Origin of the sequence: Cohnella candidum (assembly GCF_003713065.1) — a bacterium.
Classification (GTDB): Bacteria; Bacillota; Bacilli; order Paenibacillales; family Paenibacillaceae; genus Cohnella; species Cohnella candidum.
Genome location: NZ_CP033433.1, coordinates 4,777,179 through 4,790,774 on the forward strand (window position 1 = coordinate 4,777,179; position 13,596 = coordinate 4,790,774).

The window sequence follows — 13,596 nt, forward strand, 5'->3', positions numbered from 1 at the left end:
AGAGTGGGATTCGGCAACAAATGGTCCAGACACGGAGTCATGAGCAGCTCGACGGAGTTGTCCGCCTATATGCCGGAGACGAGGAAAATGTCCCAGGGGAATCTGACCTCCATGTTGAATAAATACGGCATGGTCTACGTAAAGCCGGTGAACGGCTCCATGGGCGTCGGGGTGATGAGGGTCGAGAAGCGGGGCAAGGGGATTCGGTGCCAAGCGGGAACGGTGCGCAGATCCTTTCCCGATGTCGCGTCGGGATACGAGGCGATCCGGGATTTTGCCGGGGGAAAAGCTTACATGGTCCAAATGGGGATCCGGCTCAAGAAGTACCGCGGCAGACCGTTCGATCTCCGTATCATGGTGCAGCGGAAACCCGGCGGACCGTGGAAAGTGACGGGCATCGCGGGGCGGCTGGCCCATCCGCGCAAAATCGTCACGAACGGAAGCCAGGGGGGGACGATCTACCCGGCCAGCGTGTTGCTGCCTGGCAGCGAGGCTCTGATCAACCGTATGAAGGGAATAAGCTTGAGGACGGTCAGAAGACTGCACGCCGTCTACCCCGGTCTGAAGCAGATCGGACTCGATATGGCTGTGGACACCCAGGGCCGTCCCTGGATTATCGAAGCCAACACGAAGCCCGATCCATGCCCCTTCACCAAGCTTCCCAGCCATGCCGCGCTGAGGGAGATTGTCAGCCACGGGAAAGCGTGGGGCATCCATTATAAGCTGAAATGCTTAAAATCCCATCGCGGTCGGTAGAGGCAGGCAGGTTCGTTACCTTTTTTTGAGCTCGAAAAATTCACAATCGGCGCGGTTGAAATACGACAGGTCGCTGACCCCGGCTTGAATGACGACCGTGCGGTCGTCGAAGCGGAGGATCGCTCCGCCGGAGTGGACGATATGGTCGTGCTCGAAAACCCGGATTCCGATTTGGCGCTCCATGGCGTCCTGCAGATCGTAATCGGTGACGAGACGGCGGTTCACGGCTGGCATGGGCGGTCCTCCTTGTTGTCATGGATTCTCCCATTGTAGCGGATCGGCGCTCGGGTTACCATGAGTGCAAGAAACGAAAATATTCCAGCACTTATGGGAGCGCTAATCCATGTATGACGTCAGAGTTGCTTCGGTCCGGGATTGGGAAGCGATCAAAGAAATTTACGAAGAGGGAATCCGCACGGGGAATGCTACGTTCCAAACCGAGGCTCCTTCGCAAGAGCAATGGTTTGAGAGTCATGTTCCCGGATGTACTCTGGTTTGCGAAAGCGGACAGACCGTTGTGGGTTGGGTCGCGTTAAGCCGGATTTCTTCTAGACCCGTGTATGCGGGCGTTGCCGAAGTCAGCGTGTATGTCAGGCAAGCTTTGAAAGGCACGGGTATCGGCGGGTTGTTGATGGTTGAGTTGATCCGGCTTTCCGAAGAACAAGGGTTTTGGACGCTGCAATCCGGCATCTTTCCCGAAAACGATGCCAGCATCAAGCTCCATCTAAAGCATGGTTTCCGAGAGGTAGGCAGGCGAGAGAAGCTCGGGGCGATGGGCGGCGTGTGGAGGGACGTGCTTCTGTTCGAGCGAAGAAGCCTCTTGATCGGTCAATAAGCGGATAAACGAAGAAATCCCTTCGAATTTAATTCGAGGGATTTCTTTTGTGCGGGGTCGGCAGAAGCTCTTACTTGCCCTCTTGGACGAACTTCCCGATCCGGCTTCCGATGGCATCTCGGACCGTACGGAATTGGGCCATGATTTCCTCTTCCGTGCCAGTGGCTTTTGCGGGATCTTCGAAGCCCCAGTGCCATTTGACGACGTTCGGGTTGGAGATGACGGGACAGTGTTCGTCCGCATGGCCGCACAGCGTGATCACGTAGGTCGCACGGTTCAGGATCTCGGGATCGATCACGTCGGAAGAGTGGCTCGAAATGTCCACGCCCGCTTCCTTCATCACTTGCACCGCGCGGGGGTTCAAGCCGTGTGCTTCCAGGCCGGCGCTTCTGACTTCGTATCGGTCGCCGCCCAACGATTTCAGGAAACCGTCCGCGATCTGGCTTCTGCAGGAATTGCCCGTGCACAAAAAGTAAACAAGCGGTTTTTCCATTTTTCATTCTCCTTATTGGGTGGGGTAGGGGATCATGAAGATAAGATCGTTAGCCATACGTACAGCCCCGTGAGGGCGATCAACAAGACGGGAACCGTCAGCACGATGCCGACTTTGAAGTAGTAGCCCCAACCGATCTTGACGCCTTTGTTCGCAAGGACGTGAAGCCAGAGAAGGGTGGCCAGAGAGCCGATCGGCGTCATTTTCGGACCGAGGTCGGAGCCGATGACGTTCGCATAAACCAGAGCTTCATGCACCGCTCCGCTTGTTTTCGTCGCATCGATGGCGAGTGCGTCGATCATGACCGTCGGCATGTTATTCATGACGGCAGAGAGAATAGCCGCGATGAAGCCGCCGCCGATGGTCGCCGCATACAGGCCTTGATCGGCCGCCAGTTGGAAGGCTTTGCCAAGCTCGTCGGTCAGCCCGACGTTGCGAAGGCCGTAAACGACGACGTACATGCCGATAGAGAAGATGACGACGGCCCAAGGGGCGCCTTTCACCAGATTCCAAGTACGGATGGCTGGACTTTTTCGTGCCAGCAACAAGAAAACCAAGGCCGCGGCGCCGGCAATCACTGAAACCGGGATGCGGATGAATTCGCTGAACAGATAGGCAATCAGCAAAATCGCCAGAACCGCCCAAGATACCCGGAACAAGCGAATGTCCTTGATAGCTTCGGCCGGTCGCTTCAGCTGCGATAAATCGTACCGGCCGGGAATGCTCTTCCGCAAAAAGAGGTACAAGACCAATAAACTCGCAGCGATAGAGAAGAGGGTCGGCACGAGCATCCTTCCGGCGTATTGGACGAACCCGATGCCGAAAAAGTCCGAAGAAACGATGTTCACCAAGTTGCTGACGACAAGCGGCAGGGACGCCGTATCGGAGATGAATCCGCTTGCCATGATGAAGGGGAGGACCATCCGGTCCTCGAACCGAAGCGCGCGAACCATAGCGAGCACGATCGGGGTCAGGATGAGGGCGGCTCCGTCGTTGGCGAAGAAAGCCGCGACCGCCGCTCCGAGCAGGATCACGTACACGAACATCCGCCTGCCATTGCCTTTCGCGAAGCGGGCCATATGAAGGGCCGCCCATTCGAAAAATCCGATCTCGTCGAGGATCAGGGAGATGAGAATGACGGCAACGAAAGCGAGCGTCGCGTTCCATACGATGCGGGTGACGTCCCAGACGTCTTGGAAGCTGACGACTCCGGCGATCAGGGCGACGATCGCTCCGCCGCCGGCAGACCAGCCGATATTCAGCCCGCGGGGCTGCCAGATCACGAAAACAAGGGTGACGAGAAAAATCAGAGTTGCTAGTGCCAGCATGTTGCCTCCCGAATCAATCGCAGCTTTGGGGGTTGGCCGCTTGAATGCGTTCTTTCATGGACGGCAGCTCCGCCATGATTTCTTGTAAATAAGGTTTATCTTCGGTATTGAGAGAGTAATAAATCCACTGGCTGCGGCGGGTCTCGTTCACGAGGCCGCCATGTTTCAGCTTCTTCAAGTGTTGGCTGACGTTGGGCTGCGTCGTTTGCAGGATCTCCACGATGTCGCAGACGCACATTTCCTTCTCTTTCAGCAAGGCCAGGATGGTCAGCCTCGTTTTGTCGGACATCAGCTTCAGCTGTTCGGACATTTCTTCAAGCGTGGCCATCGTGTTCTCCTTCCGTGACAGGGTAGGGACAAGATGTATTGTACATGTTTTTGATTATAAGTAAACACTTATATTAGTCGCTGATTATTTTTGAGGTGAATTAATAATCAACTTTTTTTGATTTAGAGGTTGCCTTCCTATTCCTGCCATGGTAAGCTGTGCTCATCAAGAAAATTTGATGAATGGACGGAGGGATAGACATGATGAAAGAACTCCCGGTGATCCCCCGGACTTCTCCCCCTGTCGATTTCTCCGCGTTCGAGAGCAAGTTCAAAGCGTTGGCCGACCAGAAGCGCCTGCAAATCATGTATGAGCTCACCCAGAGGGGAAACACATGCGTATGTGACCTGGTCGAAATCGTGGAGATGCCGCAATCCAAGCTGTCGTACCATTTGAAAATTCTGCTGGATGCGGGCTTGATTCGCCGGGAAACGAGAGGTACCTGGAGCTATTACGAGTTGAACTCCTCGGAGGTCAATCGGCTTCTGTCACCTGAATTATGCTGCATTTTCCGCAAGGACGGCGTCGAGCCGGGCGATTGCTGCTAACGGGCGGCTTTCGTCTGATTAATATATCAAAATAATTTGATTAAGAAAGGCGGTTTATCGGGAATGCATTTGAATCCTTACGCGATGGAGAAGTTCATGTTGCTAAAGCAAGAGGAAATGAACCAGGCAGCAAGCTATGCATGGTACGAGTCTGAGACGAAAGTTCGAGGGGAGACTTCGATTCTTCGGAAGATCGCAGAGAGGGTCAAACGCCGTCCTGTCCCAGTCCTCGCTATCGGGAACGGCGGAGAAACGTGTTGCGCTTCTTGTTGTTGAATTAATCAAAATAATTTGATGAATGAGGTGGCTGAAAATGAGCGAATGCTGCGTGAAGGGTCAGGGGTTACCGGTCGCGATTATCGGCGGAGGCCCGGTTGGGCTGGCGGCGGCCGCCCGCTTAGCGGCGAAAAATGAACCGTTCCTCCTGTTCGAGTCTGCAGCGGCCGTGGCCGGCAACATTCGGGAATGGAGCCATGTGCGCGTCTTTTCTCCTTGGCGGTATAACATCGATCGGGCGGCGAGGATGCTCCTTGAGGCTGAGGGTTGGACGGCGCCGGACGAGGAAGAGCTTCCTACCGGAGCGGAGCTGGTGGAACGGTATTTGGAGCCTTTGTCGCGATCGCCTTCAATCCAGCCTTATCTTCGCTTTAACGCGAAAGTCACGGCGGTCGGCCGCAAAGGGCTCAGCAAAGCCGTAACGAAGGGACGAGAACGCTTGCCGTTTGTCCTGCATGTCTTGCAAGACGGCAAGCGGAAGGTGATCGAAGCGAGGGCCGTCATTGACGCTTCCGGTACGTGGGGAAGTCCCAATCCCGCTAATTCCGGCGGCATCTGGACGGAAGACGAACTGTACGTGCACGATCGGATCGTCTACGGCATTCCCGACGTTTCGGGTCGTGACAGGGCACGCTACGCCAATCAAAAGGTCCTCGTCGTCGGCAGCGGGCATTCCGCTATCCAGGCCTTGCTTGACCTCGAGCGGCTCCAAGCGGAGGAGCCGGCCACCCGCATCGTGTGGGTCATTCGCAAACCGGATGTGGCGGCCGTTTACGGCGGACAGGAAAACGACGGTCTCCGCGGCCGCGGGGAACTGGGCATACGCATGCGGAAACTCGTGGAGTCCGGAATCGCGGAGGTGTGGACGTCGTTCCATATTGAAAGTTTTAAAGAGGAGGGCTCCGGCATAACCGTGACCGGGGAACGCCATGGGAAAACCATCCGCATCGAAGGGATCGACGAGGTGATTTGCAGCACGGGTTCCCGCCCCGATATGGATTTCTTGAAGGAAGTCCGTACGGATATGGATTCGGCAATTGAAAGCGTAAGCGCCCTTGCGCCCCTGATCGATCCGAACGTGCACAGCTGCGGGACGGTCCGGCCTCATGGGGAGAAAGAACTGCGTCAACCGGAGCGCGACTTCTACATTGTCGGATCCAAAAGCTACGGCCGGGCGCCGACCTTCCTGATGGCGACCGGGTATGAGCAGGTACGGTCCGTCGTGGCCGCGTTGACGGGGGATTGGGATGCCGCATCGAACGTTGAGCTGGAATTGCCGGAAACGGGGGTTTGCGGCGTGGGTGCAGGCGGCTCGGGATGCTGCGGGTAATTCCTTTTTTACACAAGCTCCGACGCTGGGCTATAATAGGAGAATTATCCCCGCGGCCAAGGAGCGATCGTCATGCAAGCATTGAAAGATAAAATCGTCAGGGAAGGCATCGTGCTGAACGAGAACGTGCTTAAGGTCGACTCCTTCCTTAACCACCGGGTCGATCCCGAGCTCATGGCCGGCATCGGAAAAGCGTTCGCGGAGCGTTTTGTCGATTCTTCCGTCGACCTTGTACTTACGCTGGAGTCGTCCGGTATCGCGCCTGCGTTAATGGCGGCGCTGGAGTTGAAGGTCCCATTGATCTTCGCGCGCAAACAACTGTCGCTGACGATGAAAGAGGACCTCCATGTCGAGCCGGTCTATTCTTTCACGAAACAGGTGCAGTCCCAAGTCGCCGTCTCCCGCAAGTTCCTGTCCGAGGGGCAAGACGTGCTGATCATCGACGACTTTCTGGCACACGGAGAAGCGGCGTTCGGCATGGCGCGGATCGTCGAAGCGGCCGGATCCCGAGTAGCCGGGATCGGCATTGTCATCGAGAAGGCGTTCCAAAACGGCCACGCCAAATTGGCGGAAGCGGGATACCGCGTGGAATCGCTGGCCCGCGTCGCCTCGCTCGCTGATCATCGCGTCACGTTTGCCGAATAAATTATAGAGCGCTAAACCGACCTCCGCGGGTCGGTTTTTCGTTCGTATTAGGAGGCACCGGGGGATGTTGTGTCAGCGCCGAATCCGCTTCTCCTGCCCATGGAGTCGCAAAAAAGATAAATGAGGAATTGGATCGGAACGGAATATGCGTAATGCCAATGGTCCATCGAATAGACGTCGATCCACCGAAAGAACGGTTCACCGACGAACGACGTCACGATGGCAAAGAAAGCGGCTTTCGCGTAACGGCTGGCTTGCGGCTTCACGAGCCTCAGCGCGAGAATCGACACCGGCATCAGCGTGAAATCCCAGGGGAAGTAGCTGGGCAACGTGGGAACCACTTCGTACCGGTAGTGCCATAAGCCAATTTGGGCACCGCAAATATCAAGCGTAACGGATATCACGATGGCATACAGCGCCACGTATAGGGAACGGTCCGTGCCCGCCTTTCTTTTGAATAGCATCCATAAAATCCAAGGTGCGATGGTCAAAAATAATCCGAACCACCATTGCCAGGAATATAAGACGTACTCTCTCCAGATATCGATTTTCTGAAGGACGAGATCGACGGTTTTTCTAGTGTTTTCGTCGGTTATGTCAATGAACTTTTCGTTCAGGAACATCTGCAGCACCTGCTTTGGTTCCGAATGTACATGTTGGGTAGTTTATTCCACGGAAACCGAATTCATCCCCGCGGCGAACGGCGAAGAAACGCGGACCGGTACGAACGCCCAAGCGCGGCCCGGCATACGATGTAGGACCTACACTGTATGCTTGGAGAGTGATTCCCGGTGGACATTCGGTTAACGGCACTGCACTGGGTATATCTGGCTTTCATCGTGTTTATTTTGGCGATTCTGGTGAGACGCAGGGACACGACGCTGATCTGCGTGGCCGGCATTTTCACGCTCGGTTTGATTGCGACCGAAACGTTGAACGGCGCGGTTTCCGGCATTTTCAACAGCTTCATCTACGCGACCAAAGAGCTGCTCGGCACCATCTTCATCATCTCGATCATCGTGGCGATGAGCCGGGTGCTCATCATCACGGGAATCAACGAGACGATGGTCCGTCCGCTGACGCGGTTTCTCAGAACGCCTGCGCAGGCTTTTTGGGGAATCGGCTTCATCATGCTGGTGGCCTCGCTGTTCTTCTGGCCTTCGCCGGGCGTCGCGCTAATCGGCGCGGTGTTGCTGCCTGTGGCGGGAAGGGTCGGTTTGCCGGCGCTGGGGGCGGCGATGGCGATGAACCTGTTCGGGCACGGAATCGCGCTGTCGGGCGACTACATCATACAAGGGGCGCCGAAGTTAACCGCTGACGCGGCTGGCTTACCGGTGTCGCTAGTCATGGAGGCGAGCGTTCCGCTCGTGATCGTGATGGGCGCGGTGACGACCGTCATCGCGTATTGGATGATGCGGCGCGACCAGAAAAAGGGAACGTGGCGGGACGGTCTCGTCGGCAAGGGCGGCGGCGGAGGGCTGCCGGCCGAGGCGTTAAGCGGTGTCATCCGGTCCGGCGCGATGCTGCCGACGGGTTTGAAGCGCGTGGTCGCCGTCATCATCGGGCTGCTGTTCGTGGCGGACGTCGGCGCGATGTTCGCTTTCAAATTGCAGGGGGGCGACGCGACGGCGTTGATCGGCGGGACGGCGGTGCTCATCCTGATCGGCGTCACGATGCTGGCTCACCGGAACCGGGGACTGGAGGAGACGACGTCGTACTTGATTGAAGGGTTCCAATTCGGCTTCCGGGTGTTCGGTCCCGTCATTCCGATCGCCGCATTCTTCTATCTAGGCGATGCAGGCTTTACGGCTATGTTCGGCGAACAGGCGCTGCAAGGCTCGAACGGAATCGTGAACGATCTGGGCGTCGCGTTGGCGAACACCGTTCCGATGAACGGAGCGGTGGCGGCAGCAACGTTGACCGCGACGGGCGCGATCACGGGGCTGGACGGCTCGGGTTTCTCGGGCATCTCGCTCGTCGGCTCGATCGCGCACATGTTCTCGTTGTCCGTCGGAGGGAACGCTACGCTGACCGCGCTCGGCCAGGTGGCCGCCATCTGGGTCGGCGGCGGTACGCTCATTCCGTGGGCGCTCATCCCGGCCGCGGCCATCTGCGGCGTGAGTCCGTTCGAGCTCGCGCGGAGGAACTTGAAGCCGGTGCTCATCGGCCTCGTCGTGACGACCGTAGTGGCGATGTTCCTGATATAAAGTTGACGCCGTAGACGCGAAAGCCGGGACCCCCGATCGGGGTCCCGGCTTTTTGCGTGTTTTGCGAATGAATCCACCAAAATAGTCTCTTACAGAGACTATTTTGCTCGCAGTCTCGCGAATTCGCCGAAATAGTCTCCTACGGAGACTATTTAGCTTGCAGTACCGTGAATCCGCAGAAATAGCCTCCCACAGAGACTATTTGGCCTACAATCCATCGAATCCGCCGAAATAGTCTCCTACAGAGACTATTTAGCATGCAGTACCGCGAATCCGCCGAAATAGTCTCCCACAGAGACTAACTTGCTCGCCGCCCGGCCCTGAGCCGACGGGATACCTCGCTCACCCGCGCCGCGCCAACCTTACTCCGCCGCGGCCTTCAACACTTCCACTCGCGACGAGAAGAAGGTGGCGCCGCCGCCCATGTCCGCGAGCCGCTGGGACGTCAGCGAGTTGATCGATTGCCGGCCTTCATAGCCGTCTTCCCACCACAGGCCTTGCGTCACCACTACGCCCGGCAGTACGTTTTCCGCGGCATCGAGCGTGATGACGACTTCGCCGCGCCCGTTGCGCACGCGTACCCGTTCGCCCGACACGAGTCCGAGAGTTGCGGCGTCATCCCGGTGCATGTGCAGCGTCGGCCGTTTTTCGAGCTTCTTCAGGCTTTCCTGGTTCGCGAACGTCGAGTTGAGGAAGTTATGGTTCGGTCCCGCCACCAGCACGAAAGGCAAATCTTCTTCGCCCTCGCTAACCGGTGCGTACGAAGGAACAGCCGGCAATCCGGCCAGCTTCATCCGCTCCGAAACCAGCTCGATTTTGCCGGAAGGGGTCGGGACCCGCTCGTTGAACAAGGACAAGCCGTTCAACTTGGCTTTCATCCACCCATTCTCCCGCAGCGCCTCGAACGTCATTCCCTCGATATAAGGGTTCTCCGGATAATCCAGCGCTTCGCGGATCATTTGCTCTTCCGTGATATCGAACGCTTCGGCCTCGAAGCCCAGCCGCAACCCAAGTTCCTTAAACAGCGTGAAGTTCGATTTGCATTCGCCCATCGGGGCGACAATCGGTTCGTGCAGCTGCATATAGAGATGCCAGTAGGAGGCGAATAAGTCCATGTTTTCGAAATGGCTCGTCGCCGGCAGCACGAGGTCCGCGTATTGGCAGGTGTCCGTCAAAAACAAATCGTGCACGACGGTGAACAAATCCTCGCGCATCAGCCCTTTCCGAACCCGGTTCGAGTCCGGCGTGACGACCGCGGGGTTGCTGCTGTATACGAGAAGGAACTTGATCGGCGGATCCTGCAGCTCCAGCGCTTCTCCGAGCTGGTTCATGTTGACGATACGGGTCGTTTTATCCGCAAGCAGGTCGGGGCGTTCCAGACGCTCCGCATTGACGGCGGTGTAGTGGCTGTTGCTCTTGATCGCTCCGCCGCCTTTGACGGCCCATTGGCCGGTCAATGCGGGAAGGCAAGCGATCGTGCGGACCGCCATCCCCCCGTTGTCGTGGTGCTGGAGTCCGTTGCCGATCCGAATGTAAGCGGGGGATACCGTCCCGTAATCGCGCGCCAAACGAATGACCGTATCCGCGGGTACGCCCGTGATCTCCTCGACCCGCTCCGGCGTGTACAAGGCAGCTTCGGCTGCCAGTTCATCGAAGCCTACCGTGTGCTCTGCCAGGAACTTCGCGTCCGTCAATCCCTCGCGGATCAGGACGTTCATCATGCCCAGGGCGAGCGCCGAGTCTGTCCCCGGCCGGAGGCCGATGAATTCGTCCGCCCAAACGGAGGTGCGGTTGCGGTGTACGTCGATGTGGATGATTTTGGCGCCTCTTTTGCGGGCTTCCGTGGCGTAGACGACCTGGTGCATGTTCGTGGAAACGAGGTTCGCTCCCCATACGATGATCAGCTTGGAGTGGATGGTCTCCTCCGGATCGATGCCGGCTCCCGCGCCCATCGTATAATTGAAGCCGACGCCGCCGGCCACGCTGCAAATCGTCCGGTCCAGCCGGGTCGCGCCCAAGCGGTGGAAAAACCGCCGGTCCATGCCTTCTGCGTTTAGAATTCCCATGTTGCCGTAGAAGCTGTAAGGCATAATGGCTTGCGGCCCGTAATCCGAAATCGTCCGTTCCATTCGGCCGACGATTTCCTCATACGCTTCGTCCCAGGTGATCCGCTCGAATGCCTCGGGGCCTCCGACTCCTTTTGGCGCGATTCTCCTCAACGGGTACATCAGGCGGTCCGGGTGATGGACGCGTCCGGGCATGTTGCGCACCTTGTTGCAGATCGCGCCCTTCGTGACGGGGTGATCCGGGTTGCCGTCCACCGCGACGATCTTGTCTCCATCTAACGTAACTTTTAAGCTGCACGCGTCCGGGCAGTCCAACGGGCAAACGGAGCGGGCGTATTTTAAGGCGGTTTCCGGCATTTCTCAGACATCTCCTATTCTTCGATGCTTATATGATTATTCGCATATATAATCCGAAATTCGAACGATTCAACGCCATAAAAGGTTCATGTAGTATAATAATCAAAGTAACATAGGACCGTAAAATATGCATCACCTATCGGAGTGGAAGACCTTTGAAAACGCTCGTGATCGCCGAAAAACCGGATATGGGCCGCAACATCGCCGCCGTCATCGAACCGAAAGCGGTGAACAAACGCTCTTACCTCGAAGGCGAACGATTCGTCATCACGTGGGCGATCGGCCATTTGATCGGCCTGGCGGAGCCGGATCATTACGACGAGAAGTACAAAAAATGGCGCCTCCAAGACCTGCCGATCATTCCCGGCGACTTCCGGCTGCTTCCCAATCCGCGGACGAAGGATCAGCTCAGCGTCATCAAGGAATTGGCGGGACGCTGCGGCGAGCTCGTCAACGCGTGCGACGCCGGGCGCGAGGGCCAGCATATCTTTTCTCTCATTAAGGAATATCTGCGCCTCAACCAACCGGTCAAACGTCTCTGGATTTCCGACCTGACGCCGGAGACGATCCGCAAAGGCTTCGAGCAGCTGAAGGACGATACGGAATACCTGAACCTGACCATCGCGGCGCGTTCCCGGAGCGAAGCCGACTGGCTGATCGGCATGAACGGCTCCCGGGCTTTCACGACGAAGCACGGCGAGCTGCTGTCGGTCGGCCGCGTGCAGACGCCCGTGCTGGCGTTGATTTATGACCGGCAACTGCAAATCGAATCTTTCGACTCGTTAAAATATTACGAGGTTTACGGAACGTTCGCCCAGGATTCCACCGTCTATCGCGGAATGTGGCAAGGGGAGCGGATGACCGATCCGGAGCGCGCGGAGAAGATCGCCGCCAAGGTGAAGGGAGCCACCGCCCAAGTCGAATCCTACGAGGTTAAAGAAACGAAAGAATACCCGTGGAAGCTGTACGACCTGACCCTGCTGCAGCGTGACGCGAACGGCAAGTTCGGCTTTTCCGCCAAGAAGACGCTGGACATCGCCCAAGCCCTCTACGAGAAGCATAAGGTCATTTCGTACCCCCGGACGAACTCGAACTACGTCACCGAACAGAACATACCGGAAATGCACCGGGTGCTCGGCTCGCTGCGGGGCTCCGAATACGACGCTCTCGTGCAGGGCGCCAATCGAAATCTGGTTCATACGGGCAACCGGAACGTGTGCAACCCCTCGAAGGTCGAGGACCACCACGCGATCATGCCGACGTTCAAGAAGCCGGGAACGCTCAGTCCTGAAGAGAAGAAGCTGTACGACCTCATCGTCCGGCGTTTTCTGTCCCACTACTACCCGCCCGCGGAGTACAAAGTCCATACCGTCATGACCGTCGTAGAGGAAGAACGTTTCAAAACGACGATCAAAGAAAAGCTGTCCGACGGCTGGAAAGTCGTTTATGCGGGACAGGCTTCGGATAACGCAGGCGGCAAAGGGAAGGGCGGCGGCAAAAAAGGGGACAAGGACGACGCGGGCGCGGGGACGGAGCGGGAGGACGAGGCCGAGGAGATCGAGACTCCGTTCGTGCTGGACGCCGGCTTGCCCGCCGCCTGTACGGACGCCGAAGTGAAGGCCAAGGAAACGCAGCCTCCCAAGCATTACACGGAAGGCACGCTGTTGAAGGCGATGGAAAGCGCCGGCAAGCAGATCGAAGACGAAGAGCTGCGCGACGCGATGAAGGACTCCGGCCTCGGCACGCCGGCCACCCGGGCGGCGACGATCGAGCGGCTGAAGCAGGTCGGTTACATCGACATGCAGGGCAAGAAGCTGATGATCTCCCGCAAGGGGAGGACGGCGATCGAGCTCATCCGCGGCGCCGGCGTCGAGCTGCTGGCGTCTCCCGAGATGACGGGACACTGGGAGCGGCGGCTGACCGAAATCTCCCGCGGACAAGCATCGGCGGAGAAGTTCATGGAGAACGTGAAGCGGTTCGCCGTCCAGATCGTCGAGCGCGTGCGGGGCCAGCGGCAGGCGGCGAAGGACGCTTTCGCGGCGGAAACGAAGCCGGCCGCTGCCGCCAAAGGCAAAGCGGCAACGGGTTCCTCTACTCGCGCCAAACGCGCAGTCCCCGCTGCCACCGAGAAAAAGCCGGCCCCTGAAGGACCGTCCGGCACGATCGCGAGCTGTCCGCGGCCGGGTTGCAGCGGTCATATTTTTATGGGCCGCAAAGGCTACGGATGCAGCGAGTACAAGACAGGCTGCAAGTTCGTCATCTGGAAGGAGAGCTTCGGCCGAACGCTGACCGACGCGCAGGTGCGCACGATCATCGAAAAAGGCAAAACGGCCAAATTGAAAGTGAAGGATGAAAGCGGCGAATTCGAAGCGCGCTTGGTATTGGCCGATCCCGCTACAGGCGAATTGAAGCTGGAGCGCGCATAGG

At 57.7% G+C, this 13,596-nt stretch carries 13 protein-coding genes; 7 read left to right on the forward strand and 6 right to left on the reverse strand.

Annotation, left to right across the window (positions count from 1 at the left end; all coding sequences use genetic code 11):
• Positions 1–3: 3 nt before the first annotated feature.
• Positions 4–756: a YheC/YheD family protein gene (locus tag EAV92_RS22115; protein ID WP_123043093.1), complete on the forward strand. Its 753-nt coding sequence runs from the start codon at positions 4–6 to the stop codon at positions 754–756.
• A 15-nt stretch (positions 757–771) separates the two neighbouring features.
• Here EAV92_RS22115 and EAV92_RS22120 read toward each other — a convergent pair whose 3' ends face one another.
• Complete coding sequence (locus EAV92_RS22120) at positions 772–990, reverse strand: hypothetical protein (RefSeq protein ID WP_123043094.1); 219 nt, start codon at positions 988–990, stop codon at positions 772–774.
• Positions 991–1,099: 109 nt separating this feature from the next.
• Here EAV92_RS22120 and EAV92_RS22125 point away from each other — a divergent pair, with 109 nt between their 5' ends.
• Entirely contained in the window at positions 1,100–1,591 is a 492-nt protein-coding gene (locus EAV92_RS22125; protein ID WP_123043095.1) for a GNAT family N-acetyltransferase, read from the forward strand.
• A gap of 70 nt (positions 1,592–1,661) precedes the next feature.
• On the opposite strand, the gene arsC is transcribed toward EAV92_RS22125, so the two are convergent.
• Genes arsC through EAV92_RS22140 form a run of 3 tightly spaced genes read right to left on the reverse strand, consistent with a single transcriptional unit; the run spans position 1,662 to position 3,740 of the window.
• Positions 1,662–2,084, reverse strand: a complete 423-nt coding sequence (arsC, locus tag EAV92_RS22130) for an arsenate reductase (thioredoxin) (RefSeq protein ID WP_123043096.1) — start codon at positions 2,082–2,084, stop codon at positions 1,662–1,664.
• A gap of 32 nt (positions 2,085–2,116) precedes the next feature.
• Positions 2,117–3,412: an arsenic transporter gene (locus tag EAV92_RS22135; RefSeq protein ID WP_123043097.1), complete on the reverse strand. Its 1,296-nt coding sequence runs from the start codon at positions 3,410–3,412 to the stop codon at positions 2,117–2,119.
• 13 nt (positions 3,413–3,425) lie between these two features.
• Complete coding sequence (locus EAV92_RS22140; protein WP_123043098.1) at positions 3,426–3,740, reverse strand: ArsR/SmtB family transcription factor; 315 nt, start codon at positions 3,738–3,740, stop codon at positions 3,426–3,428.
• 203 nt (positions 3,741–3,943) lie between these two features.
• Between EAV92_RS22140 and EAV92_RS22145 the strand changes: the two genes are divergently transcribed.
• The 3 genes from EAV92_RS22145 to EAV92_RS22160 all read left to right on the forward strand — a co-directional run bounded on the left by EAV92_RS22145 (position 3,944) and on the right by EAV92_RS22160 (position 6,539).
• Positions 3,944–4,288, forward strand: a complete 345-nt coding sequence (locus EAV92_RS22145) for an ArsR/SmtB family transcription factor (RefSeq protein ID WP_123043857.1) — start codon at positions 3,944–3,946, stop codon at positions 4,286–4,288.
• 313 nt (positions 4,289–4,601) lie between these two features.
• A complete protein-coding gene (locus EAV92_RS22155; protein WP_123043100.1) occupies positions 4,602–5,894 on the forward strand; it encodes an NAD(P)-binding domain-containing protein in 1,293 nt (430 codons plus the stop codon).
• A gap of 72 nt (positions 5,895–5,966) precedes the next feature.
• A complete protein-coding gene (locus tag EAV92_RS22160; protein WP_123043101.1) occupies positions 5,967–6,539 on the forward strand; it encodes a xanthine phosphoribosyltransferase in 573 nt (190 codons plus the stop codon).
• A 47-nt stretch (positions 6,540–6,586) separates the two neighbouring features.
• Here EAV92_RS22160 and EAV92_RS22165 read toward each other — a convergent pair whose 3' ends face one another.
• Entirely contained in the window at positions 6,587–7,162 is a 576-nt protein-coding gene (locus EAV92_RS22165) for a CBO0543 family protein (RefSeq protein ID WP_123043102.1), read from the reverse strand.
• A gap of 168 nt (positions 7,163–7,330) precedes the next feature.
• On the opposite strand from EAV92_RS22165, the gene EAV92_RS22170 reads away from it, so the two are divergent.
• Positions 7,331–8,746, forward strand: a complete 1,416-nt coding sequence (locus EAV92_RS22170; protein WP_123043103.1) for a hypothetical protein — start codon at positions 7,331–7,333, stop codon at positions 8,744–8,746.
• 362 nt (positions 8,747–9,108) lie between these two features.
• Here EAV92_RS22170 and EAV92_RS22175 read toward each other — a convergent pair whose 3' ends face one another.
• Entirely contained in the window at positions 9,109–11,169 is a 2,061-nt protein-coding gene (locus EAV92_RS22175) for a molybdopterin-containing oxidoreductase family protein (protein WP_123043104.1), read from the reverse strand.
• Between the two features lie 155 nt (positions 11,170–11,324).
• Here EAV92_RS22175 and EAV92_RS22180 point away from each other — a divergent pair, with 155 nt between their 5' ends.
• The gene (locus EAV92_RS22180) at positions 11,325–13,595 is read left to right on the forward strand and encodes a type IA DNA topoisomerase (protein ID WP_123043105.1); all 2,271 of its coding nucleotides are present in this window, start codon (positions 11,325–11,327) and stop codon (positions 13,593–13,595) included.
• Position 13,596 lies beyond the last annotated feature (1 nt).

Excerpts from the sequence above, each read along its gene's own strand:
- EAV92_RS22120 (WP_123043094.1), bottom strand. The coding sequence starts at position 990 with ATGCCAGCCGTGAACCGCCGTCTCGTCACCGATTACGATCTGCAGGAC.
- EAV92_RS22125 (WP_123043095.1), top strand. The coding sequence starts at position 1,100 with ATGTATGACGTCAGAGTTGCTTCGGTCCGGGATTGGGAAGCGATCAAA.
- arsC (WP_123043096.1), bottom strand. The coding sequence starts at position 2,084 with ATGGAAAAACCGCTTGTTTACTTTTTGTGCACGGGCAATTCCTGCAGA.
- EAV92_RS22135 (WP_123043097.1), bottom strand. The coding sequence starts at position 3,412 with ATGCTGGCACTAGCAACTCTGATTTTTCTCGTCACCCTTGTTTTCGTG.
- EAV92_RS22140 (WP_123043098.1), bottom strand. The coding sequence starts at position 3,740 with ATGGCCACGCTTGAAGAAATGTCCGAACAGCTGAAGCTGATGTCCGAC.
- EAV92_RS22145 (WP_123043857.1), top strand. The coding sequence starts at position 3,944 with ATGAAAGAACTCCCGGTGATCCCCCGGACTTCTCCCCCTGTCGATTTC.
- EAV92_RS22155 (WP_123043100.1), top strand. The coding sequence starts at position 4,602 with ATGAGCGAATGCTGCGTGAAGGGTCAGGGGTTACCGGTCGCGATTATC.
- EAV92_RS22160 (WP_123043101.1), top strand. The coding sequence starts at position 5,967 with ATGCAAGCATTGAAAGATAAAATCGTCAGGGAAGGCATCGTGCTGAAC.
- EAV92_RS22165 (WP_123043102.1), bottom strand. The coding sequence starts at position 7,162 with ATGTTCCTGAACGAAAAGTTCATTGACATAACCGACGAAAACACTAGA.
- EAV92_RS22175 (WP_123043104.1), bottom strand. The coding sequence starts at position 11,169 with ATGCCGGAAACCGCCTTAAAATACGCCCGCTCCGTTTGCCCGTTGGAC.